Source organism: Actinoplanes sp. NPDC049118, from assembly GCF_040648555.1.
GTDB lineage: Bacteria > Actinomycetota > Actinomycetes > Mycobacteriales > Micromonosporaceae > Actinoplanes.
Map to the genome: position 1 here is coordinate 1 of NZ_JBEZDY010000045.1, position 21,099 is coordinate 21,099.

Consider the following 21,099-nt stretch of genomic DNA (forward strand, 5'->3'; position numbering starts at 1 on the left):
GCCCTGCGTGCCCGCCCTGCGTGCCCGCCCTGCGTGCCCGCCCTGCGTGCCCGCCCTGCGTGCCCGCCCTGCGTGCCCGCCCTGCGTGCCCGCCCTGCGTGCCCGCCCGCTCTGCGCGGGCTGGTTGCACGCCTCACCGGTTTGGTTTGGGTGGGTGGGGCGGTGGGGTCGTTATTGCGGGCGGCCGGGCGTGCGCGTCGGTAGCTCCCGGCTGAGCCGGCCCGGTGGCATCCGGCGTCCACAGAGGACCAGCAGCAGGTCCTGCGCCATCCCCCGGACCGGTGTTCCGCTGCCGTGGCCCCAGTCGAGGTCCGTCGCCCGCAGGGCGATGCCGTCCAGGTCCGCGCCGAAGAACGCGATGTTCCTCGGGCTCAGCCCGGCCAGTACCAGGGCGACCCGCTCCGGCGGCACCCTTCGGTCCAGGCCCAGCCCGACCGTGATGTCGAGGCCGTGGATGACGTCGTGCGAGAGCGCTCCGCGGACACCGCCGCCCGGTGGCGTCCACGGGTGGTCGATGTTGTCGCGCAGCGAGGCCAGCAGCTCCGCCGCCGACAGCCGGGCGGCGTCGCGGCGTGCGCAGCGGTCCGCCATGCGGTTGACGTTGCCGCGTGCCCGCGCCAGTTCCAGCATGGTCCGGCCGAGGGTGGCCCGGAACGGCATGGTGGTGTGTGCGACGACCTCCCGGACCCGCCAGCCCGCGCACAGGGTCGGCGCGTCCCACTGGTCCGGCCGCAGGCCGGCGAGCAGGTCGGCCTGCTCGGCGCGTTCGGCGGCCACCGCTTCCCGAAGTTCTCTGAGCTGGTTCATGCGGGGTATACGCGGCGGGGGCCGGAAACTGATCGGGTACGCGGTCACCAGAGCGGGCGCACGCGCCCGGGGGTGGCCAGCCTCGACAGGTCCGCGCGCAGCGCCGCCAGGCGTTGGGGTCCCAGGGTGTCCGCCCACGGGCGCAGCACCTCGGTCGCGGCCTCGTCGGCCGCGCGGGTGCAGGCCCAGCCCTTCGGGGTCAGCACGACGAGCCGCGCGCGGGCGTCGTCGGGGTGCGGGCGCCGGGTCACGTAGCCCTTGGTCACCAGTTCCTCGATCATCTGGCTGGCCGCCTGCTTGGTCACGTTCAGGTGCTCGGCGAGCTGGCCGACCGTCGCGCCGTCGCCGGAGAGGCGTACGAATGCGAAGCCGTGTGCCGGGCGCAGGTCGGCGAAGCCGCGGGCTCGTACGCCGGCGTCGATGCCGTCGACCAGTGCGCGGGCGGCGCTCAGCAGCAGCACCGGGAGGTCGAGGAGGTCACGTTCCACGAAAAGGAGTTTGACAGCTTGGTCAGGCTCCTGGACTATTTCGTCAAGCAGCTTGACTACCTTCCCGAAGGGATCATCATGCCAGTGGTTCGCGAGCACGACGCCGTCGAGCACCAGCTGCACGGCGTCACCTTCAACTCCTTCGTCGCGCCGTCGTCGGGCAGCACCGAGCTCTGTGCCTGGCGGCTCGAGGTGGCGCCCGGCACGACCGGTGTCCCGCACCGGGTGAGCCACGAGGAGGTGCTTCTCATCATGTCCGGCGAGGTCACCGTGACCATCGACGGCACCGTCACCGCGTTGCGGCCCGGGGAGGTCGCGTTCGTGCCCGCGGGCGCGATGTTCGGCCTCGACAACACGTCCGGCGCCCCGGCCACCGCCTGGGTCACCACCAGCGTCGGACTCGAGGCCACCCTTCCCGACGGCTCCTCGATCAGCCCACCCTGGGTGCGGTAGCCACCCCGGGCTGACCCGGGGACACCGCGTACGAGCCCTTGCCGTCGCGTTTCACCGCGTACATCGCGTGGTCCGCCTCGCGCAGCAGGGCCTCCCCGTCGGGGAGGCATCCTGCCGCGCCGGGGCGGGCGAACGCGACGCCGACGCTGGCGCCCACCCGCGCCGAGCCGCCGTCGACCGGCACCGGTGCCTCGATCTCGCGGACGATGCGGGCGGCGATCTCCAGCGGGTCGTCGCCGGGCAGCGACGACAGCAGCACCGCGAACTCGTCGCCGCCGATGCGGGACACCGTGTCCGAACTCCTCACGCAGGCACGCATCCGGTCGGCGATCACCTTCAGCAGGCGGTCGCCGGCCGCGTGGCCGTGCGCGTCGTTGACCAGTTTGAAGTCGTCCAGGTCGATCAGCATGACCACGGCCGGCCCGCCGGCGGCGAGCGCCGCGTCCAGCCGTTGCGAATACAGCTGGCGGTTCGGCAGGCCGGTGAGGCCGTCGTGGAAGGCCTGGTGCTGCAGGCGGGCCGCGAGGGTCTCGCGCTGATCGAGGGAGCGGTGCAGCTCGGCCAGCAGTTGCGCGTTCTCCCGGAACGCGTCCAGCTGGCGAAGCACCACCAGCAGCGTGCTGACCGCCGCGCCGGTCAGCGCGATCGGAACGGAGGCCGCCTCGTGCCGCCAGATCGCCACCGTCAGCAGGCCGTACGTGACCACGATCGCCCCGTAGGGCAGCAGGCTGTACGGCCGCTGCCGGGTCCGCCGCTCGAGCGCGAGGGGATTGCGGGCGAGCTGCATCTGGGTGACGCGCACGGCGATCGTCAGCATCGCGTTGGCGGCGATCGTCAGGGCCAGGAACCAGTGCAGCCGCCCGGCGTCGAGGCCGTCGCCGATTAGCAGGTCCGCGCCCGACTTCATCGCCGCGGCGGCGGTGCCGATCACGGCGCAGGCGCGGGTGAACAGCGTCGTGCCCGACATCGTCAGCTTGGCGACGACGAAGACGCACAGCAGCAGGATCACCGGGCCCGACAGGACCGGGGCCGCGGCGTCCAGCAGCGCGGCGGGTCGGTCGGGTACCACCAGGTACCAGCCGACGACGACGGCCGCGACCATCACCGTGGCGACGTCCAGCCAGAAGCGCAGGCGCTCGCGGCGGGTGGTGAGGCCCAGCGGGGCCGCGAGCAGGGCGAGCATCAGCCAGGCGCTGCCGGCCGACAGGGTCGCGATCCGCACGGCGCCGCCGGTCGCGGCGCAGGCGAGGCCCGGCTGGGTCGCCGCCAGCACCAGCTGGGCCACGTCGCCGACGAGGTAGGCGACCCCTCCCACCAGGACGGCGCGCCAGAAGCGCCGGGCCACGACCGGCAGTCCGGGTGTGCGCGTGAACGACCGGGTGATCCAGATCAGGCAGGCGTGCATCGAGGCGACGAAAACCCAGGCCGTGACGACCTGGGCGGTGCGGCTCTGCGGCGCGGTCGCGTACCAGAGGAACAGGCCGGCGGTGGCGGCGAGCAGGGTGAGCAGCAGCGGGTCGGAGCGCACCACGCGGAACCCACGTCGCATCATGGCCGCTGCCCGGGCGGAGGCAACGGTGCCGCCGCTCTCACACGAGCGGCGGCACCTGCGTGGGACGACACAGCGCCGGGCACCCAGTCAGGCTAGGCGCAATATCCACGCCGATCTACTTCGACGGCTCCGGGATGTCGCACGTGATTTTCGGGTTGACGCCCAGCCAGTTGAGCGGGCCGGCGACCACGGTGACGATGACAGTGCCGGCCTCCGCGCAACTGGCGTCGCCGCTGTCCTTGAAATAGCCGCGCTCGACCGCGGCGATGACGCCGAGGACGAGCCAGATGACGACGATGACGCCGCCGATTGATCCTGCGCGCATCGGGGGGCTCCTAGGTCGTTGGGGGACTGGACGCCAGATACCCCGAACCCGTCGATCTTTAAACCGCGGTGCGGACCGCCTGCAGCGTGTAGGTGTGCGGCAGCCGCTCGGGGCGGTCGGTGAGCTGCCATTCGTCGTTGCCGACCCGGCGCATGTGGCCGCGCAGCGCCTCCCACGGCACCGAGTCGTGCTCGGCGAGCCCGGTCACCGTCATCCCGGCGTCGATCAGCGCGGTGACGATCTCGCCGAGGCCGTGGTTCCACTCGTGTGTGGTGTTGTGGGTGAACTCGGCGTCGGTCTCGACGTAGGTGCCGCCCTCGTTCCAGACCAGCGGTTCGGCCTGCTCGAAGTACGGGTACTCGAGCGTCAGCGCCCCGCCTTCGGGCAGCGGGTCGGCGAGAGCCCACAGGACGGGATGGCCCTCCCTGAGGAACAGCCGGCCGCCGGGGCGCAACAGGTCCGCGACGACGCGCGCCCAGCGGCGGATGTCGGGCAACCAGCACAGGGCGCCGATTCCGGTGTACACCAGGTCGAAGCCGCCCCTGCCGAGCCGGTCGGCCGCGTCGTAGACGTCCGATTCGACGAACTCGACCGGATTGCCCGCCAGCGCGGAGACGCGCCGCGCCTCCGCGAGCGAGGCCGGGGAGAAGTCGACGCCCGTCATCGTCGCGCCGAGCCGGGCGAGCGACACCGTGTCGGTGCCGATGTGGCATTGCAGGTGCACGCCGCGCAGGCCGTTGACGTCGCCGAGCAGCGGCAGGTCGAAGCGGACCACGTCGCTCAGGTGTGCGGGGTCGGCGGCGAACGAGCTCACCCGGTAACCGGCGGACGCGGCGTGTGCCGGGGCCCGATCGTCCCAACTGGCACGGTTGAGCGCTCGATAGTCGGTCACGGCGCGACGGTAACGCAGGTACGCCCCGGGTGCGCGTGGTGGTTTCCGTGTCAGTAACACATGATGTCAGTGGCATAGCGTTAGACGGCAGCTCGACGGGGCTGAATGCGAAGGCGGTAGCGGTTTGGAGACCAGGCGTACGACGGTGCGGGATGTCCGCCGCGCGAACCGGGCCAGCCTGCTCACGGACCTGTTCCACGGCGGCCGGCAGAGCCGCCAGCAACTCGGCGAGACGACCGCACTGAGCCAGGCGAGCGTGAGCAACCTGATCGGCGAGATGATCGACGAGGGTCTTGTCGAGGAGGCCGGCCTGGTCGGTTCGGACGGCGGCCGGCCGCGTGCGCTGCTGCGCGTGGCTCCCGGGTACGGCTACGTGGTCGGCGCCGACGTCGGCGAGACCCGGGTCCTGGTCGAGCTCTACGACCTGGCGATGTCCCGGCTCGCCGTGGCGCAGTACTCGCTCGGCGCCGAGGGCTCGGACCCCGCGGTGGCGGTGGCGAAGCTGCTGCAGGGCCTGGCGGCGGTCATCACGGAGGCCGGCATCCGGTGCTCCGAGGTGCTCGGCTTCGGGGTGGGCGTCGCCGGCGTGGTCGACCAGTCCGGCGGCTCGCCGGTCGTCCATTCCCAGACCACCGGCTGGGACGCGGTGCCGCTGGGCGAGTTGCTGCGGGCTGGCACCGACGTGCCGGTATTCGTGGAGAACGGCGCGAAGGCGGTCGGCCAGGCGGAGATGTGGTTCGGTGCGGGCCGGGGCGCGCGGCACGCGGTGATAGTGCTGGTCGGCACCGGGGTCGGCGCGGCCGTGGTCCTGGACGGGCGCAGCTATCGCGGCGCGTTCAGCAACGCGGGGGAGTGGGGGCACACCACGATCGTCTACGACGGGGACCTGTGCCGGTGTGGCGCGCGCGGGTGCCTGGAGGCTTACATCGGGTCGGCGAAGGTCATCGCCCGGATCGCCGCGGCGACCGGCCAGGAGCCGGAGCCCAAGCTGCTCGGCAGGGTGCTGGCGGCCGACGGTGCCCTGGAGGGCGCGGCGGCCGACATCATCGCGGAGACCATCGGCTATCTGGGCGCGGGCATCGGGGGGCTGATCAATCTCTTCTCCCCGGAGCGCATCGTGCTGGGCGGGCCGCAGGGCTTGGCGCTGGGAGAGCGCTTTCTTCCCGACATTCGGGCCGCAGCCGCACGAAACGCGCTGAAGCAGCCGTACTCCCGTACCCGGATCGATCTCTGTCAGCTGGGGCCCGACGCCGTCGCGATGGGCGCGGCCACGCTGCCGATCGCGCGGCTGCTCGCCGACGGCGGCCTGCCGCCGGCGTCGGACCCGTCGGCGCCGCCGTCGCGCGCCGCCCACCGCCGCTCCACGGCCCGGGGCCGCGGCTGAGGGCCCGCCGGCACCGGCCGGCGGGCCCACCCTGACGGGAGCGCGTTATGCGGGCACGGTCCACTTCTGGTTGGCGCCGCCCGTGCAGCTCCAGAGCTGGAGTTTCGCGCCGTCGGCGAGGTTGTTGTCCTTGATGTCGAGGCACTTGCCGGATGCGGCGTTCACCAGGTCGCGGCCCGCCGTCGCCTGCCACTGCTGGCTGGCCACGCCGGCGATGCAGGACCACAGGTGCACGGTGGCGCCGTCGTTGGTGGCGTTGTTCTGCACGTCGAGGCACTTGCCGAGGCCGCGGACCGTGCCGTCCGACGCCCGCTGCCAGGTCTGGTTCGCCGAGCCGGCGTAGCAGGTCCACATCTGCGGCAGGTTGCCGTCCGCGGTCGAGCCGTCCGTGACGTCGAGGCACTTGTTGTTGGCCGCGCTGACGATGGCGCCCGAGCCGCCGCCCGGCGGCGGCGTCGTGGGCCCGCCGGTGCCCGGGGTGCCGCTCCAGGTGAACGTCGCCGTGGTGCGGGCCGGCAGGCTGTAGGTGAACGACTGGTTGCCCCACACCACCTTCACCGACTGCGCGGAGGTGCCGCCGTTGTGCGCGATCAGGGCCTTGGACCCGTCGGCGTTGCGGTAGGCCACGTTCGGCACGGTGCCGCTCGCGGTCGAGTCGATGCGGTACGCGCCCGGCCGCACGAACTTCGTCAGATGCCCGGTCGTGAAGTACTCGACCGTGTAGTCGACCTGCCCGGCCCGGGAGCCTCCGTTCTGCACGGTGATGAGCCCGGTGCAGGTGCCGCAGCCGCCGTTGTGCGGGCCCATGGACTGGTCGACGGCCAGGCTCCACTTGACGAGGCTGCCGCTCCAGTTCCGCGCGTAGTTCACGATGTCGGCGAGGTCCTCGTTGTGCTGGTTGGAGATCCAGGTGCCGCCCGAGTGCTCGGTCGAGAACTGCGGCACGTTCGGGTACTGGTTGTGCACCTGGGTGCCGACCGCCGGGTCACCGAAGTAGCCGTGCCACGCGATGCCGCCGAAGAGCGGGTCGTTGCGCACCCCGGCGTCGGCCAGGATCGCCGCGCCCATGCCGGCGTAGTCGCCGTAGTTCCAGTCGTGGATGAGCACCTTGGTGGTGATGCCGGCGGCCCGGAACGCGGGGTAGACGAAGTTCTTGGTGAACTCGACCAGCCCGGAGGAGTTCCAGTTCATCCCCGGGTACGTCTGGTTCACGGGGTTGTTCGCGTTGCAGCAGTTGGGCTCGTTCTGCACCGAGATGTAGTTCACCGGCACGCCGGCGGCCTGATAGGACTGGACGTACTTCACCAGGTACTGCGCGTAGGTGGGGTAGTACTCCCACTTCAGCCAGCCCATCTGGTCCATCCGGCCGTTGTCCTTCATCCAGCCCGGCGAGCTCCACGGCACGCCCTTGACCCGCAGTGCCGGGTTGAGCGACCGGGCCTGCTGGGTCAGCAGCCGCACGTTGGTGTCGTAGCCGTTGGACCCGAAGTCGTTGAGGTCGCAGCAGGTGTCGTCGAGCGACACGTTGCCGGGCCGCGACAGGTCGGAGGCGCCGATCGGGTTGCGCACGAAGGACAGGCCGATGCCGTCGGCCGGGCTGAACAGCTTGCGCATCACGGCGTCGCGGGTGGCGGCGCTGACCGGGCCGCCGCGCAGCAGATAGGCGGTGGTGTCCGTGATGGACGCGCCGCCGCCCTGAAACTGCTGATATTGCGTGCCCTCGTTGACGGTGACCGTGACATTCGCGCCGGCGCTGGTGGACGCGAAACCGATCGGGGTCTGCTGCTGCAGGCCGCGGGTGACATTGACGCCGCGGGAGTCGTTGGTGGTGGTCAGGTAGATGTTGACGGCTTCGGCAGCAGCCTCGGCGGGGGGTCCGAGGAGCACGGCTGCGCCGGTCGCGACGAGCATCGCGGTGGCGGTTGCGGCCACGGAGACTTTCCGGGGAGTGGTCACGGAACAGATTTTCCCGCCGCCGGAACAACCGGTAAAGCTTGTTACATAATTTACATGGATTAATGAAAGGCCCGGCCCCGGCCGGGCCTTTCCATTCCCCGATCAGGCCCCGCGGATGCGGCCGATCGTGTCGCGGAACCAGAGCGCGGACTGCTTCGGCGTACGCACCTGGGTCTCGTAGTCGACGTGCACGATGCCGAACCGCTTCGCGTAGCCCTCGGCCCACTCGAAGTTGTCCATCAACGACCAGGCGAAGTAGCCCTGGATGTCGGCGCCCTGCTCGCGGGCCGCCGCCACCGCCGCGATGTGTTCGGCCAGGTACGCGGTCCGGTCGTCGTCGGCGACGAAGCCGGAGGCGTCGGCGGTGTCGTCGAACGCGGCGCCGTTCTCGGTGACGACCAGCGGCAGGCCCGGGTAGTCGCGGTGCAGCCGGACCAGCAGCTGGGTGAAGCGCTCCGGCGTGATCGGCCAGTCCATCGCCGTCCGCGGCCGGTCCGGCAGGACCACGCGCACGATCGGGTGCCCGTCGGCGTCGTGCGTGTTGCCCTGCTCGTCGGTGCCGCTGAAGTCCTGTCCGAAGTAGAAGTTCACGCCCAGCAGGTCGAACGGCGTCGAGATGATCTCCAGGTCGCCGTCGTGCACCGGGAACGCCGAGCCGCGCGCAGCCAGATCCTCGATCATGTCCGCCGGGTACTCGCCCTTGCACAGCGGGTCGAGGTAGACCCGCAGGCCCATCCCGTCCGCGCGGCGCGCCGCGTCGCGGTCCGCCGGCGACTCGGTGGCCGGGTCGGCCGTACCCATGTTGAGCGTGATGCCGAACTTCATGTCCCGCGTCGCCGCGGCCTGCATCCGCCGGGTGGCCAGGCCGTGGCCGAGCAGCAGGTGGTGCACGGCGGAGATGGCGGCGTCGAAGTCCCTGCGGCCCGGGGCGTGCACGCCGACGCAGTAGCCCAGCCAGGCCGAGCACCACGGCTCGTTCAGCGTCGTCCAGGTGTCCACCCGGTCGCTGAGCCGGTCGAAGACCAGCATCGAGTAGTCGGCGAACCGGTACGCCGTGTCGCGGTTCGGCCAGCCGCCCGCGTCCTCCAGCTCCTGCGGCAGGTCCCAGTGGTACAGGGTGACCCACGGGTCGATGCCGGCGGCCAGCAGCTCGTCGGTGAGCCGGTCGTAGAACGCCAGGCCGGCCTCGTTGACCGGGCCCCTCCCGCCCGGCTGCACGCGCGGCCACGCCACCGAGAAGCGGTAGGCGTCGACGCCGAGGCTCTTGATCAGTGCGACGTCCTGCGGCATCCGGTGGTAGTGGTCGCACGCGACGTCGCCGTTGTCGCCGTCCACCACGGCGCCGGGTACGCGGCAGAACGTGTCCCAGATGGACGGCGTGCGGCCGTCGTCGGCGACGGCGCCCTCGATCTGGTACGAGGAGGTGGCGACGCCCCAGGTGAACGACGGGGGCAGGGCGACGGTGGGCAGGAGCAGGCCGGGTGCTCCGGTGGCGGTGGGGTTCATGGTTCTCCTGGCAGAACTCGGCGATGGGGATGGATATGAAGACGGCCCCGGCTGGTGGGCCGGGGCCGTCGGCGTCGATCTCTCAGCCGACCGGCTGCTTGACCGGGTGCAGCCAGCAGGCGACCGTGCGGGTCGCCCCGTCGGGGGTGCCGGGGTTGCCGAGCACGGGGATGTTCTCCGCGCACGGCTCGAAGACCTTCGGGCAGCGCGGGTGGAAGGAGCATCCGGTCGGCATGCCCTTGAGGTCGGGCGGGGAGCCCGGGATGCCGGCCAGCTCGCGGCGCGGCCCGCGCAGGGCGGGGAAGGAGCCGAGCAGGCCCGCGCTGTACGGGTGGAGCGAGTCCCGGTACAGCGCCGACGCCTGTGCCTCCTCGACGATCCGGCCGCCGTACATGATGGCGATGCGGTTCGAGAACTCCACGAGCAGCGACAGGTCGTGCGTGATGAAGATGACCGAGAAGCCGAGCCGCTCGCGCAGCTCGATGAGCTGACCCAGGATCTGCCGCTGCATCACCACGTCGAGCGCCGTCGTCGGCTCGTCCATGATGACCACCTGCGGCTGCAGGATCAGCGCCATGCCGATCATCACGCGCTGGCGCATGCCGCCGGAGAGCTGGTGCGGGTAGGCGTCCATCCGGTCCGGCGAGATGCCGACCAGCTTGAGCATCTCGCGGGCCCGGGCGTTGCGGCTGTGCGCGGACATCTGTGGCTCGTGCGCCGCCAGCACGTCGGTCAGCTGGGTGGAGATCTTGTGCACCGGGTTGAGCGAGTTCATCGCGCCCTGGAACACGATCGCCGTCTCGGCCCAGCGGAACGCCTGCAACTGCTTGTCGCTCAGCCCCAGGACGTCGTACGGCTCGGCGTTCTCCGGGTGGTAGATGACCTCGCCGCCGGTCACCACGCCCGGCGGGGCGAGCAGCCGGGTCAGGCCGTACGCCAGGGTGGACTTGCCGCTGCCGGACTCGCCGGCCAGGCCGAGTACCTCGCCGCGGTGCAGGGTCAGGTTCACGTCCCGGACGGCGTGCACCGCCTCGTCGCCGAGCCCGTAGTCCACATTGAGGTTCTTGATCTCCAACACGGGCCGGCTCATGCCATCGCCTCCGCTGGCGCTCCGGCGATGTCATGGGTCAGACCCTGAGTTGATGATTCGCTCGCAAGCTCGCTCATCGGGTGACCTCCTTGCGGTTCACCGGGGTCGGCTTGCCGCCGATGACCGGGATCGGGCTGGCGTGGGTGTGCGGCGTGGACGAGTTGTCGAGGACCGGCGTGAAGCCGACCCGCATCCGCACGGTGCGCCCGGACGCGGTCTTGAGCTTCGTCTTGCCCATGCTGCGCAGGCGCGGGCTGACGAACTCGTCGATGCCGAAGTTGATCAGCGAGAGGGCGGTGCCGAGGAACGCGATCGCGAGACCGGCCGGTACGAACCACCACCACGCGCCCTGCGCCAGCGCCTGCTGGCTCTGCGCCCAGAACAGGATCGTGCCCCAGTTCCACGAGGAGACCGAGCCGATGCCGATGAAGGCCAGGGTGATCTCCGAGGTGACCGCGAAGATGACCGTGCCGACGAAGCCGGACGCGATGATCGCGGTGAGGTTCGGCAGGATCTCGAAGATGATGATCCGCCAGGTCGACTCGCCGTTGGCCCGGGAGGCCTCGACGTAGTCGCGTCTGCGCAGCGACAGGGTCTGCGCCCGCAGGATCCGGGCGCCCCAGGCCCACGACGTGAAGCCGATGATCAGGGCGACCAGGGTGTCGCCGCCCTCCGGAACGGCCGCCGTCACGATGATGATCAGAGGAAGCGCCGGGATCACCAGGAAGACGTTGGAGAGCGCGGAGAGGCTGTCGTCCCAGCCGCCGCCGAGGTAGCCCGCGGTGACGCCGATGAGCACGGACAACAGCGTGGCGATGACGCCGGCGGCCAGGCCGACGACCATGACGGCCCGGGTGCCGACCAGGATCTGGCTGAACACGTCCTGGCCCAGGTGCGTGGTGCCGAACCAGTGTTCCGCCGACGGCGGCTGCACGAGCTGGTCGCCGCGCGCGTCCGGGTCGTACGGCGCGACCCATGGGCCGATGATCGCGAACAGCAGGTAGAGGCCGAGGACGATGAGGCCGGTCATGGCCTTGCCGTTGGAGACGAACCGGAACCGGCGTCGTTTCGCCCGGGCGGGCGTCGGCGGCTCCAACTGGGCGTTCGCGCCCTGGCCGAGGATGACCTGGTCGATGCTGGAGGTGGGTATGGTCACCTGTCAGCCCTCCTTGCGGGTGCGCGGGTCGAGCAGCAGGTACGCGATGTCCGCGATCAGGTTCGCGACCAGCACGGAGATCGTGATGACCAGGAAGATGCCCTGCATCAGCGGATAGTCCTTGGCGCCGACCGCCCGGAAGAGCAGGTAGCCCAGGCCGGGATAGGAGAAGACGATCTCCACCAGCAGGGTGCCGCCGACGATGAAGCCCAGCGCCAGCGCGAAGCCCGAGACGTTGGGCAGCAGGGCGTTGCGGGCCGCGTAGTTCAGCGCCACCCGCCGGTCGGAGAGGCCCTTGGCGTGCGCGACCGTGATGTAGTCCTCCGCCGCGACGGTGACCATCATGTTGCGCATGCTCAGGATCCAGCCGCTCACCGACGAGATCAGGATCGTCAGCGCGGGCAGCAGGCTGTGCTTGATGGCGCTGGGGATGAAGTACATGTCCCAGGCCGGCACGTAGGCGCTGTCGTATCCGCCGGACGACGGGAAGAAGCTGTCCGGCCCGGCCAGCAGGTAGATCGCCAGCAGGCCCAGCCAGAAGTACGGCACCGAGGACAGGAACGTCGTCACCGGCAGCAGGCCGTCGATCCACGAGCCGCGCCGCCAGCCGGCGAGTACGCCGAGGCTGGTGCCGATGGAGAAGCTGATGATGGTCGTGATGCCGACCAGCGCCACGGTCCACGGCAGGGCGCTGCCGATGATCTCGGAGACCGGCGTCGGGAACGCGGTGAACGACAGCCCCAGGTCGCCGTGCAGGAGTTGCTTCCAGTAGTCGATGTACTGGTCCCAGAGGCTGGCGTCCTTGTCGAGGCCGAACAGGACGTAGAGCGAGGCGATCGCGTCGGTGCTCATCTGCCCCTGGAAGCGGGCCAGCAGCGACTTGACCGGGTCGCCGGGGATCATCCGGGGGATGAAGAAGTTGATGGTGATGGCGGCCCACGCCGTGAACAGGTAGAACAGGGTCCGCTGGAGCAGGAATTTCATCGGACCTCCTCCGGGTGCGCGTTCTCGGCGACCGCGACGGCCTCGGGGGAGTAGTCGACCGCGGCGGAGCCGGGGGTCTCGGCCGCGACGGTCGCCGGGTCGTAGAGCCAGCAGGCGGCCCAGTGGCCGGGCTTGTCGCCGATCTCGAGGCGCGCGGGCAGGTCCCGCGAGCAGCGCGGCATGGCCATCGGGCAGCGCGGGTGGAAGCGGCAGCCGCTCGGCGGCTTGATCAGGCTGGGCGGCTCGCCGTTGCCCCGGTCGGCGTGGTCGCCGAGCAGGTTCTCGATCCGGTCCGGGTCCGGCGCGGAGTCGATCAACAGCTGGGTGTACGGGTGTGCCGGCGACTGCGTCACGGTCTCGCTGTCGCCGCCCTCGACCATGCGGCCCGCGTACATCACCATCGTGTCGTCGGCGAAGTAGCGCGCCGAGGCGATGTCGTGGGTGATGTAGAGGATGGCGAGGTTCAGCCGCTCCTTGAGGTCGCGCAGCAGGTTGAGCACGCCGAGGCGGATGGAGACGTCCAGCATGGACACCGGCTCGTCGGCGAGCAGCGCCTCCGGGTCCGCGCCCAGCGCCCGGGCGATCGCGACCCGCTGCCGCTGGCCGCCGGAGAGCTCGTGCGGGAACTTGTCGAAGTACCGCTCCGGCGGCGTCAGGCTGACCCGGTTGAGCAGGCTGCCCAGGGCCGCCTCGAGCTCCTCGGCGGTGTTACCGGCATTGCCGTGGATCTTCAGCGACCGGGTCAGGTGGTACCGGATCGTGTGCACCGGGTTCAGCGACGCGAACGGGTCCTGGAAGATCATCTGGACCCGGGCGGCGTACCGGCGGAACTGCCTGCCGCCCTTGACCTTCGTGCTCAGGCCGTGCAGCTGGATGTCCCCGGCGGTACGGGGATAGAGCTGCGCGAGCAGCCGGGCCACCGTGGACTTGCCGGAACCGGACTCGCCGACGAGGGCGGTCACGTGGCCCCGCCGGAGGGTGAGGTGTACGTCATCAACGGCGTGCACGGCGTCGTGCGTGCGGTTGAAAAGGTCGCGCAGCTTCCGGCGGACGGGGAAGTGCTTGGTCAGGCCGATCGCCTCAAGCACCACCTCGTTGGCCGGCGCCTCGGCCTCTTGGCTCAACGTCATGCCGAGTTCCTTCGCAGGGGTGTCGGAACTGCCGCGTGCCGTGCCCCGGACGGGATGGCCCCCGTCCGGGGCACGGCGGTGCGGATCAGGAGGTGGCGGACTTGAGGTGCAGGACGACGTCCAGGGCGTTGGCCTGCGTGGGCTGGCCGGCGCTGTAGGGGTTGGTGTCGTCGGGCCAGCCGACCCAGTTCTTCGTGCTGTACGCCATGCCGATGTTGTCCGCGCCGACCGGGATCATCGGGGTCTGCTCCACGAAGATCTTCTGGATCGTGTTGAGCGCGGTGGTGCGGGCGGCGTCGTCGGAGGCGTTCGCGTACGCCGCCAGCGCCGCGGTCGCCTCGGGGCTGTTGAAGCGGCCGAAGTTGCCGCCCGGAGACGCCGTGCCGACCGGCTTGAGCAGCTTGCCGTCCATCACCGTCTGGTAGATGTCGTACGGCGTCGAGCCGCCGTTGGTCCAGCGGAAGGTGGCGTCGAACTTGCCCTCCTCGACGTTGCGGAACCAGGCGTCCTGGTTCGCCTTGTCGACGGTGGCGGCGATGCCGATCTGGGCGAGGTTGTCCTTCACGATCTCGAGCGAGGTCTGGTAGTCGGACCAGCCGCTCGGGTCGGTCAGGGTCAGCTTGACGGGCTTGCCGCTCGGGTCGGTCAGCGTGGTGCCGTTGAGCTTGAAGCCGGCCTCGGTGAGGACCTTCTTGGCGCCGTCGACGTCCACGGACTGGTTCTGGCCCTTGTACTCCGGCGCGACGTACGCGTCACCGGCCGGCGACGGCAGGCCGGTCACGCTGGTGATCAGCGGGTGGAAGTAGCCGGCCTCGGCCTGGTTGAAGATGTCCTCGCGGTTGACGACCATGTTCATCGCCTTGCGCAGGGCCGGGTTGTCGAACGGCTTCTTGGTGGTGTTGATGTAGAGGCCGTGGATGCCGAGGACCGGCGGCGCCCAGACCTTGTAGTGCGCCGGGTCCTTGTCGATGAAGACCGTCTTGTAGTTCGGGATGAAGACGAAGCTCCACTCGTTCGAACCGTCCGACAGGGCGGTGGTCTGCGCGTTGTTGTCGGTGTACGACGTGTAGCGCAGCTCCTTGACCTGCGGCAGGTCCTGCCAGTAGCCCTCGGTGCGCACCGAGAGCGTGGTGGTCTGCGGCGTGAAGGACTTCAGCGTGTACGGGCCCGAGCCGACCGGCGTCTTGTTGGCGTCGGTGGTGGGGTCCTTGATGGCCGACCATACGTGCTTCGGCACGATCGGGGTCTGGCCGAGCCACTTGTCCTTGTAGACGAACATCGAGCTGGTGAACGTGACCGTCACCGTGTTACCGCTCGCGGTGATCTCGCCGTACGGCGTGGCGGCCTGGTTCAGCGCCTCGTTCGACTTGATCAGGTTGAACGTGTACGCGACGTCGTCCCCGGTGACCTTCTGGCCGTCCGACCAGGTCGCGTTGTCGCGGACCGTGATGGTGACCTTCTTGAAGTCCGGCGACCACTCGGCGCCGGTGGCCAGCCAAGGCCGCGACGCGTCCGCCGGCTTGACCGGGTTCCACATCATCAGGGGCTCGTAGATCATCCAGCGGTAGCCGAGGGAGGCGCCCGCCGAGGTGGTGAGGAAGGGGTTGTGGTTCTCCGTCTGCGGACCGTTGGGCATGCCGACGGTCAGGAACGTGGCACCACCGGAAGCGTTCTTGTTGCCCGCGTTCGGCGATTCGCTGCAGGCGGCGAGCCCGCCCGAGGCGAGCACGCCCGCGAGGGCGACCGCGAACAGTTTCCTTCTCTGCATCTCTAGTTCTCCTCAGGTGTTACGGATTTGGGGTGAGAGGGGTGCCCCGAGGCAGGGCGAAGTGCGCCGGACGCCGGAGCGCCGGCCGGAAGGTGCGGGTTTCTATCGGGATCTGCGAACTTCGGACTACGAGGGTTCGGCGTAGGGGCCCGCGCCGGTGGAGCCGCGGACGGTGAAGGTGGCGGGAATGACGGTCGGGCGGTTGGGCAGGGGTGAGCCCTCGAAGTGTGCGAGCAGCGTGCGTGCCGCGGCCTCGCCCATCTCGCGCAACGGTTGGTGCACGGTGGTGAGCGGCGGCTGGGTGTGTGCCGCCATCGGGATGTCGTCGAAGCCCACCACCGCGACGTCCTGCGGGATGCGCCGTCCACTGTCGAGCACGGCCTGCATGGCGCCGGTGGCGGAGAGGTCGTTGTGCGCGAAGATCGCGTCGAACTCGAGGCCGGCCTCGATGGCGGCCTGCACGCCCTCGAAGCCGCAGGCGATGGTGAAGTCGCCGGGCAGCACGCGCTCCGGGGTGATCGGGTGGCCGGCCTCGGCGTACACGGCGGCGAAACCGTCGAGGCGCTGCGCGGTGCAGCCGAAGCGCTCCGGCCCCGTGATGACGATCGGGTTGAGCCGGCCGATCTCCAGCAGGTGCCGGGCGGCGGCGCCGGCGCCGGTGTGGTTGGTGGTGCCGACGCTCGGGATCTGCACCGGCTGCACGTCGCGGTCGTCGATGAGCACCACGGGCAGCCCGCGGGCGTGCAGGGTGGCGATGAAGTCGAGGGTGCCCTCGGGCTCGATCACCAGCAGGCCGTCGAAGCTCTTGGCGGAGACCTGGGCGCCGAACTGGCGCATCGACTCCTCGCCGCGGTTGCAGGTGAACAGCAGCAGGCCGTAGCGCTCGGTCTCGAGCACGTCGACCGCGCCCTGCAGTACCTCGCCGATCCAGGGCCAGGTCAGCGAGGGCACCAGCATGCCGACCACGCGGGTCCGGCCGCGGGCCAGGCCGACCGCGCGCGAACTGGGCACGTAGCCCAGTTCCTCGATCACCTTGCGGACCCGGGCGGCGGTCGACTCGTCCAGCTCACCCTTGCCGTTCAGCACCCGGGACACGGTGGTCTTGCTGACCTTCGCCCGGGCCGCCACATCGGCGATGGTGATTGGCACGTGTCCTCCGACTTTGTTACCGGATCATTGAACCGCGGTTTCGGAACCGGTTTCGGGAGCGGTTCCGGGCAGTAAACTCCGGTGAGCCGGGTCACGTCAACGAGTCGGAAGCTTTATTTAGGTTTCGAGACGATATCGAAGGGGTGTATCGATGTCTCCGGGCCGGAGAAGCGGCAGCTTTACCGGAGGAATCCGCCCCAATCAGCTCGGTATCGCGGCGCTCTCGACCCGGCCGACCAGCTCGGGCAGGACCTCGCCCAGCGCGGCGTCCACCGTCAGGTCCGCGTACTGCGCGCCGCGGGTGACGCCCTGGTTGACGATCACGACCCGGATGCCGTCCCGGGCCGCCCGCACCACGAACCGCCGCCCGGACATGACCGTCAGGGAGGAGCCGAGCACGAGCAGGGTCCGCGCACCCGCGACCAGGTCGAAGCCGCGGCTCACGCGCGCGGCCGGCACCGTCTCGCCGAAGTAGACGACGTCGGGCTTGAGCATGCCACCGCACGAGGCGCAGTCGACCACCGCGAAGCCGTCCAGGGCGGCCTCGTCGATGTCCACGTCGCCGTCCGGGTTGACCCGGGTCACCGCCGCCGCGAAGCCCGGGTTCGCGGCGTCCAGCCGGGCCGAGTGCTCCGCGCGGGCGGTCAGCGCGCCGCAACCGAGGCAGACGATCCGGGCCAGGTTGCCGTGCAGCTCGACGACGCCGTGCGCGCCGCCGGCCTGATGCAACCCGTCCACGTTCTGCGTGATGATGCCGTCGACGCGGGCCAGCGCCTGCAACCGCGCGACGGCACGGTGGCCGCCGTTCGGCCGCGCCTCGCCGATCGTGCGCCAGCCGAGGTGGCTGCGCGCCCAGTAGCGCCGCCGGGCGGCCGGGTCCCGGGTGAACGCCTGGTAGGTCATCGGCGCGGTGCTGCGCCGGGCCGCGCCGGTCGGGCCGCGGTAGTCGGGGATGCCCGATTCGGTGGAGAGGCCGGCCCCGCTGAGCACGACCACGCCGCCGTCGCCGACCCACTCGGTCAGCTGCTCGATCCGTGTCACCCACCCATGGTCCCTCACCCGCCGGAGTGGGACGAAGAGCGCAGTCACGCCTATCTGTGCACGGACGGGCCGAGAACGGTAAGTTGATCGGGTGACTGCCGTCGCGCGCCTGCTGCCCCGTCACTGGGACGGGCGCCGCCTGCTGCAGTTTCTTACCGGCCTGGCCCTGATCGCGCTGTCCTTCGCCGCCCCGGCCCTGGCCGCCGCCCCGGCGGTCGAGCCCGCCGAGCCCCCGGCCGCGATCATCACCACGGTCGACACCCCGGCCGCGCCGGAGCTGCCGGTGGAGCGCGATCTGGCCGGTCGCGTCGAGGTCGAGAGCGCGGCCGCGGCCGCGCTCAGGCCGGCCGGCCAGGGGAGCGCGGCGGCGCCGGCCGAGCCCGTCGCGGCGCTGCCCGTCGACGTGGCGCGGCCCGGCACGCGGATCTGCGTCGAGGCCGGCATTCCCGCGGGCGCGGCCGTGCGGGGCGCCAACGGCGAGCGCGCGCCACCGCGCGTCTGAGCCGGTCACCACCCCGCGTCCCGTGACGCCGCCGCGTGCCCGACTCCGCCGGGACGCCGCACCGTGGCTTCGGGCACCCATCGCCGCCGCGGGTGCAAGGAAACCGGCGGTCGGCCGCGGCCGGAGTCGCCGCTGCCGACCGCCACCCACAGCTGATACCCCGAGAGAGGCCGGTGTTCATTGTGGAAACCACCGCAACCGTCTGGTTGGTCCTGCTGCTCGCCCTCGCCGCCGCGACGGCGGTCCTCGCCGCGCCCCGCCGCGCCGCCCGCCCCGCCGGCTGGCCGGTCGAGGAACTCTACGCCGACCAGGTCGCGCTCGCCGCCGAGCAGGCCGCCGCCATCGCCCGCCGCCGCCGTGCCGACTGGGTGTGCGCACAGGACGAGGTCGACGCGGCCTGGGCGGCATTCGACGCCGCCGACCGCGACGCCCGCAAGTCCGTCACCGCGGCCGCCTTCCCGATCCTGCGTCAGCGCCGCACCCGCGCGGAGCTCGCCGACCGGGAGCGCAACCTGCACCGCCGGGCGACCGCCGCCTGCCGCCGCCGGGAGCTGTCCATCGCACAGCTCAACGAGGTGCTAGCGCACCGCGGCGGGTGGAATCCGCGCCGCCATCCGGTCGCTCAGGAGGCCGCCCTGCGTGCGGCGGTGCGGGAGCACCGGTTCGCCGCCTACCAGGCCGCGACCGGCCGGGAGCGGCGGGCCTGGCAGGACGCCGAGCGGGCCGCGGCCACCGTGCGCAGTCTGCGGACCGAGGCGCTCGCCGTGCAGGCCCGCGCCGGGCGTGACGTGCGGCACCCGCAGCGGTGGACGCCGGTGCGACCCGCGAAGGCCCGGCTCGCGGTGCACTGAACGGTTTCGGACACGGTCCTGAGTGGATCCGGGTCACCCGTGAGCCGCCCGCGCACCCCGTTGCGCCGCGTAACACCGGCAGGCCAGGTACCGTCACAGGGTCGCTCATGAGGGATGGCAGGAGGCTTTGAGTGTCATTGACCCCGGCGGGTCGACCGCCCGCCGTGCGCCTGCACCGGGCCGCGCGCATCGAGGACGCCGTGCACGAGGTGATCGAGCGACGGCTGCGCCAACGCGGCTGGCAGCCCGTGATCACCGCCTACACGGGGTACGGGGCGCCGGGCTGGGCCCGTGTCATGGGCCGCGTCGTGCTGACCCGGCGCGTGGGTGCGGTCAGGCGCCGCCCGGAGAAGACGCGCGGCTGGCGCAGCTTCACCACGTCCCCGGTGAACAACGCGCCCGTGCGGCTCCGGATCGGCGACCGGATACACGAGACCCGGACCGACCGCAGCGGCTACATCGACACCCGGATCAAGGGCGACCTCGAGCCCGGCTGGGCGCGCGTGCGGATCAGCACCGAGGGCGCCGAGCCCGTCGAGGCGCCGATCCGCGTGGTCGACCCGGCCGTCAAGTTCGGGGTATTGTCCGATATCGATGACACCGTGATGGTGACCGCGCTGCCACGTCCGCTGCTCGCGGCGTGGAACACCTTCGTGCTCGACGAACACGCCCGCGCGGCCGTGCCGGGCATGGCGGTGCTCTACGAGCGCCTGGTGACGGCGAATCCGGGCGCACCCGTCTTCTACCTCTCCACGGGCGCCTGGAACGTGGCGCCGACGCTGACCCGCTTCCTCTCCCGGCACCTCTATCCGGCCGGTCCGCTGCTGCTCACCGACTGGGGACCGACCCCGGACCGGTGGTTCCGCAGCGGGCAGGAGCACAAGCGCAACACCCTGCGCCGGCTCGCCGCCGAGTTCCCCGACATCAAGTGGCTGCTGATCGGCGACGACGGGCAGCACGACCAGGAGATCTACTCCGAGTTCGCGCACGCGCACCCGGAGAACGTCGCAGCGGTCGCCATCCGCCGGCTCTCGCCGACGCAGGCGGTGCTGGCCGGCGCGATCCCCGGGCCGACAGGCGACCCGGAGGCGGTCGGCTCCGGCGGCAAGACCTGGTTCGCCGCACCGGACGGCGCAGGTCTCTGGTCGCTGCTGCGGGACACCGATGTCGTGTAGGTGTCAGGACGAACTCGCCTGGGTTTTCCGCCGCGGGTGGGCTCAGTCCTCACCGGCCGGGGACGGCGACGTCCCGTTCGCCGCCTCGGTGAGCCGCGCGTGCAACCGCTCGCGGATCTCCTCCGGCGTGTACGCCCGGCGCCGGCGCTCCGAACGAGCCAGCACAACACCCGTGGCGGCGACCCCTGCCAGCCCGGCCAATCCCGCTACCTTCCACCAACGCATCTGCTGAGGATAGACAAGTGGTCGCCGACATCAGCCTCGACGAGGCCATCGATCTGACGCGTACGGGTGACATCTGGATATTCCGGGGCCGCTCCGGCCCCGACCGTGCTATCCAGGCCATGACCAACAGCCCCGTCAACCATGTCGGCATGTCGCTCGTGATCGAGGACATGCCGCCGCTCATGTGGCACGCCGAGCTGGGCAAATCGCTGCCGGACCTCTGGTCGGGGACGTTCCAGCGCGGCGTGCAGCTGCACGACCTGCGCGACGCGGTCACCGTCTGGGCGCACCGGTACGGCCAGCGCGGCTGGCTGCGCCAGCTGGAGCAGCCGGTCACCCCACAGATGGAGGACCGGGCGCTCAAGACGGTCGCCCGGCTCGACGGCACGCCGTTCCCCTCCAGCGCGCAGCTCGCCTGGCGGTGGGCGCGCGGCCGGGTGCCGCAGCTCCGCCTGCCGTGGCAGGAGAAGCGCACCGACGACGCGGACCTCGAGACCGCGTACTGCGCCGAGGTCGTCGCGGTGACCTACGAGGACATGGGGCTGCTGGCACCCGGCAAGCAGCCCAGCTGGTACGACCCCGGCCGGTTCTGGAGCGGCGACGACCTGGAGCTGTGCAACGGCTACCGGCTCGGCGCGGAGATCGCGGTGCGCACGCCATAGGGT

Annotated in this window: 21 protein-coding genes; 6 read left to right on the forward strand and 15 right to left on the reverse strand. The window is 71.1% G+C overall.

Going from position 1 to position 21,099, the window contains the following annotated elements:
* Window positions 1-171 precede the first annotated feature (171 nt).
* Both AB0B58_RS40440 and AB0B58_RS40445 read right to left on the reverse strand, forming a co-directional pair.
* Window positions 172-807: a maleylpyruvate isomerase family mycothiol-dependent enzyme gene (locus tag AB0B58_RS40440; protein ID WP_360236033.1), complete on the reverse strand. Its 636-nt coding sequence runs from the start codon at window positions 805-807 to the stop codon at window positions 172-174.
* A 44-nt stretch (window positions 808-851) separates the two neighbouring features.
* The gene (locus AB0B58_RS40445; RefSeq protein ID WP_360236036.1) at window positions 852-1,295 is read right to left on the reverse strand and encodes a MarR family transcriptional regulator; all 444 of its coding nucleotides are present in this window, start codon (window positions 1,293-1,295) and stop codon (window positions 852-854) included.
* 18 nt (window positions 1,296-1,313) lie between these two features.
* Between AB0B58_RS40445 and AB0B58_RS40450 the strand changes: the two genes are divergently transcribed.
* Window positions 1,314-1,748, forward strand: coding sequence for a cupin domain-containing protein (locus AB0B58_RS40450; protein WP_360236039.1), 435 nt, complete (start codon window positions 1,314-1,316; stop codon window positions 1,746-1,748).
* Here AB0B58_RS40450 and AB0B58_RS40455 read toward each other — a convergent pair.
* The 3 genes from AB0B58_RS40455 to AB0B58_RS40465 all read right to left on the reverse strand — a co-directional run bounded on the left by AB0B58_RS40455 (window position 1,726) and on the right by AB0B58_RS40465 (window position 4,517).
* Window positions 1,726-3,300 (reverse strand): GGDEF domain-containing protein, encoded by a 1,575-nt coding sequence (locus tag AB0B58_RS40455; RefSeq protein WP_360236042.1) that lies wholly within the window; start codon window positions 3,298-3,300, stop codon window positions 1,726-1,728. The two genes, AB0B58_RS40450 and AB0B58_RS40455, sit on opposite strands and share 23 nt — an antisense overlap.
* Before the next feature lie 115 nt (window positions 3,301-3,415).
* Window positions 3,416-3,625 carry a hypothetical protein gene (locus AB0B58_RS40460; RefSeq protein ID WP_360236045.1) on the reverse strand — a complete coding sequence of 70 codons (210 nt, stop codon included), beginning with the start codon at window positions 3,623-3,625 and terminating at the stop codon, window positions 3,416-3,418.
* A gap of 58 nt (window positions 3,626-3,683) precedes the next feature.
* Window positions 3,684-4,517 carry a class I SAM-dependent methyltransferase gene (locus AB0B58_RS40465; RefSeq protein ID WP_360236048.1) on the reverse strand — a complete coding sequence of 278 codons (834 nt, stop codon included), beginning with the start codon at window positions 4,515-4,517 and terminating at the stop codon, window positions 3,684-3,686.
* Between the two features lie 124 nt (window positions 4,518-4,641).
* Here AB0B58_RS40465 and AB0B58_RS40470 point away from each other — a divergent pair, with 124 nt between their 5' ends.
* Window positions 4,642-5,901, forward strand: a complete 1,260-nt coding sequence (locus AB0B58_RS40470) for an ROK family protein (RefSeq protein ID WP_360236051.1) — start codon at window positions 4,642-4,644, stop codon at window positions 5,899-5,901.
* Between the two features lie 45 nt (window positions 5,902-5,946).
* Here AB0B58_RS40470 and AB0B58_RS40475 read toward each other — a convergent pair whose 3' ends face one another.
* The 9 genes from AB0B58_RS40475 to AB0B58_RS40515 form a co-directional block, all read right to left on the reverse strand.
* A complete protein-coding gene (locus tag AB0B58_RS40475) occupies window positions 5,947-7,812 on the reverse strand; it encodes a ricin-type beta-trefoil lectin domain protein (RefSeq protein WP_360236138.1) in 1,866 nt (621 codons plus the stop codon).
* Window positions 7,813-7,959: 147 nt separating this feature from the next.
* Window positions 7,960-9,363 (reverse strand): GH1 family beta-glucosidase, encoded by a 1,404-nt coding sequence (locus tag AB0B58_RS40480; RefSeq protein WP_360236054.1) that lies wholly within the window; start codon window positions 9,361-9,363, stop codon window positions 7,960-7,962.
* Between the two features lie 82 nt (window positions 9,364-9,445).
* Window positions 9,446-10,453 carry an ABC transporter ATP-binding protein gene (locus AB0B58_RS40485; protein ID WP_360236057.1) on the reverse strand — a complete coding sequence of 336 codons (1,008 nt, stop codon included), beginning with the start codon at window positions 10,451-10,453 and terminating at the stop codon, window positions 9,446-9,448.
* A 73-nt stretch (window positions 10,454-10,526) separates the two neighbouring features.
* Window positions 10,527-11,609: an ABC transporter permease gene (locus AB0B58_RS40490; RefSeq protein ID WP_360236060.1), complete on the reverse strand. Its 1,083-nt coding sequence runs from the start codon at window positions 11,607-11,609 to the stop codon at window positions 10,527-10,529.
* Window positions 11,610-11,612: 3 nt separating this feature from the next.
* Entirely contained in the window at window positions 11,613-12,593 is a 981-nt protein-coding gene (locus AB0B58_RS40495) for an ABC transporter permease (RefSeq protein WP_360236063.1), read from the reverse strand.
* Window positions 12,590-13,723, reverse strand: coding sequence for an ABC transporter ATP-binding protein (locus AB0B58_RS40500; protein ID WP_360236066.1), 1,134 nt, complete (start codon window positions 13,721-13,723; stop codon window positions 12,590-12,592). The genes AB0B58_RS40495 and AB0B58_RS40500 overlap by 4 nt, the downstream gene beginning before the upstream one ends.
* A gap of 85 nt (window positions 13,724-13,808) precedes the next feature.
* Window positions 13,809-15,491: an ABC transporter substrate-binding protein gene (locus AB0B58_RS40505; protein WP_360236069.1), complete on the reverse strand. Its 1,683-nt coding sequence runs from the start codon at window positions 15,489-15,491 to the stop codon at window positions 13,809-13,811.
* 126 nt (window positions 15,492-15,617) lie between these two features.
* Window positions 15,618-16,640 (reverse strand): LacI family DNA-binding transcriptional regulator, encoded by a 1,023-nt coding sequence (locus tag AB0B58_RS40510; RefSeq protein WP_360236072.1) that lies wholly within the window; start codon window positions 16,638-16,640, stop codon window positions 15,618-15,620.
* 201 nt (window positions 16,641-16,841) lie between these two features.
* Window positions 16,842-17,681 carry an NAD-dependent protein deacetylase gene (locus tag AB0B58_RS40515; RefSeq protein WP_360236075.1) on the reverse strand — a complete coding sequence of 280 codons (840 nt, stop codon included), beginning with the start codon at window positions 17,679-17,681 and terminating at the stop codon, window positions 16,842-16,844.
* 91 nt (window positions 17,682-17,772) lie between these two features.
* Here AB0B58_RS40515 and AB0B58_RS40520 point away from each other — a divergent pair, with 91 nt between their 5' ends.
* The 3 genes from AB0B58_RS40520 (at window position 17,773) to AB0B58_RS40530 (ending at window position 20,209) form a co-directional block, all read left to right on the forward strand.
* A complete protein-coding gene (locus AB0B58_RS40520) occupies window positions 17,773-18,183 on the forward strand; it encodes a hypothetical protein (protein WP_360236078.1) in 411 nt (136 codons plus the stop codon).
* 182 nt (window positions 18,184-18,365) lie between these two features.
* Complete coding sequence (locus tag AB0B58_RS40525; protein ID WP_360236081.1) at window positions 18,366-19,034, forward strand: hypothetical protein; 669 nt, start codon at window positions 18,366-18,368, stop codon at window positions 19,032-19,034.
* 131 nt (window positions 19,035-19,165) lie between these two features.
* Entirely contained in the window at window positions 19,166-20,209 is a 1,044-nt protein-coding gene (locus tag AB0B58_RS40530) for a phosphatase domain-containing protein (protein WP_360236084.1), read from the forward strand.
* 42 nt (window positions 20,210-20,251) lie between these two features.
* Here AB0B58_RS40530 and AB0B58_RS40535 read toward each other — a convergent pair whose 3' ends face one another.
* Entirely contained in the window at window positions 20,252-20,434 is a 183-nt protein-coding gene (locus tag AB0B58_RS40535; RefSeq protein WP_360236087.1) for a hypothetical protein, read from the reverse strand.
* A gap of 17 nt (window positions 20,435-20,451) precedes the next feature.
* Here AB0B58_RS40535 and AB0B58_RS40540 point away from each other — a divergent pair, with 17 nt between their 5' ends.
* Complete coding sequence (locus AB0B58_RS40540) at window positions 20,452-21,096, forward strand: hypothetical protein (protein ID WP_360236090.1); 645 nt, start codon at window positions 20,452-20,454, stop codon at window positions 21,094-21,096.
* The last annotated feature ends 3 nt before the right edge of the window (window positions 21,097-21,099 follow it).

Coding starts and splice junctions, on each gene's coding strand:
- AB0B58_RS40440 (WP_360236033.1), bottom strand. CDS start 807: ATGAACCAGCTCAGAGAACTTCGGGAAGCGGTGGCCGCCGAACGCGCC.
- AB0B58_RS40455 (WP_360236042.1), bottom strand. CDS start 3,300: ATGATGCGACGTGGGTTCCGCGTGGTGCGCTCCGACCCGCTGCTGCTC.
- AB0B58_RS40460 (WP_360236045.1), bottom strand. CDS start 3,625: ATGCGCGCAGGATCAATCGGCGGCGTCATCGTCGTCATCTGGCTCGTC.
- AB0B58_RS40475 (WP_360236138.1), bottom strand. CDS start 7,812: ATGCTCGTCGCGACCGGCGCAGCCGTGCTCCTCGGACCCCCCGCCGAG.
- AB0B58_RS40480 (WP_360236054.1), bottom strand. CDS start 9,363: ATGAACCCCACCGCCACCGGAGCACCCGGCCTGCTCCTGCCCACCGTC.
- AB0B58_RS40485 (WP_360236057.1), bottom strand. CDS start 10,453: ATGAGCCGGCCCGTGTTGGAGATCAAGAACCTCAATGTGGACTACGGG.
- AB0B58_RS40495 (WP_360236063.1), bottom strand. CDS start 12,593: ATGAAATTCCTGCTCCAGCGGACCCTGTTCTACCTGTTCACGGCGTGG.
- AB0B58_RS40500 (WP_360236066.1), bottom strand. CDS start 13,723: ATGACGTTGAGCCAAGAGGCCGAGGCGCCGGCCAACGAGGTGGTGCTT.
- AB0B58_RS40505 (WP_360236069.1), bottom strand. CDS start 15,491: ATGCAGAGAAGGAAACTGTTCGCGGTCGCCCTCGCGGGCGTGCTCGCC.
- AB0B58_RS40535 (WP_360236087.1), bottom strand. CDS start 20,434: ATGCGTTGGTGGAAGGTAGCGGGATTGGCCGGGCTGGCAGGGGTCGCC.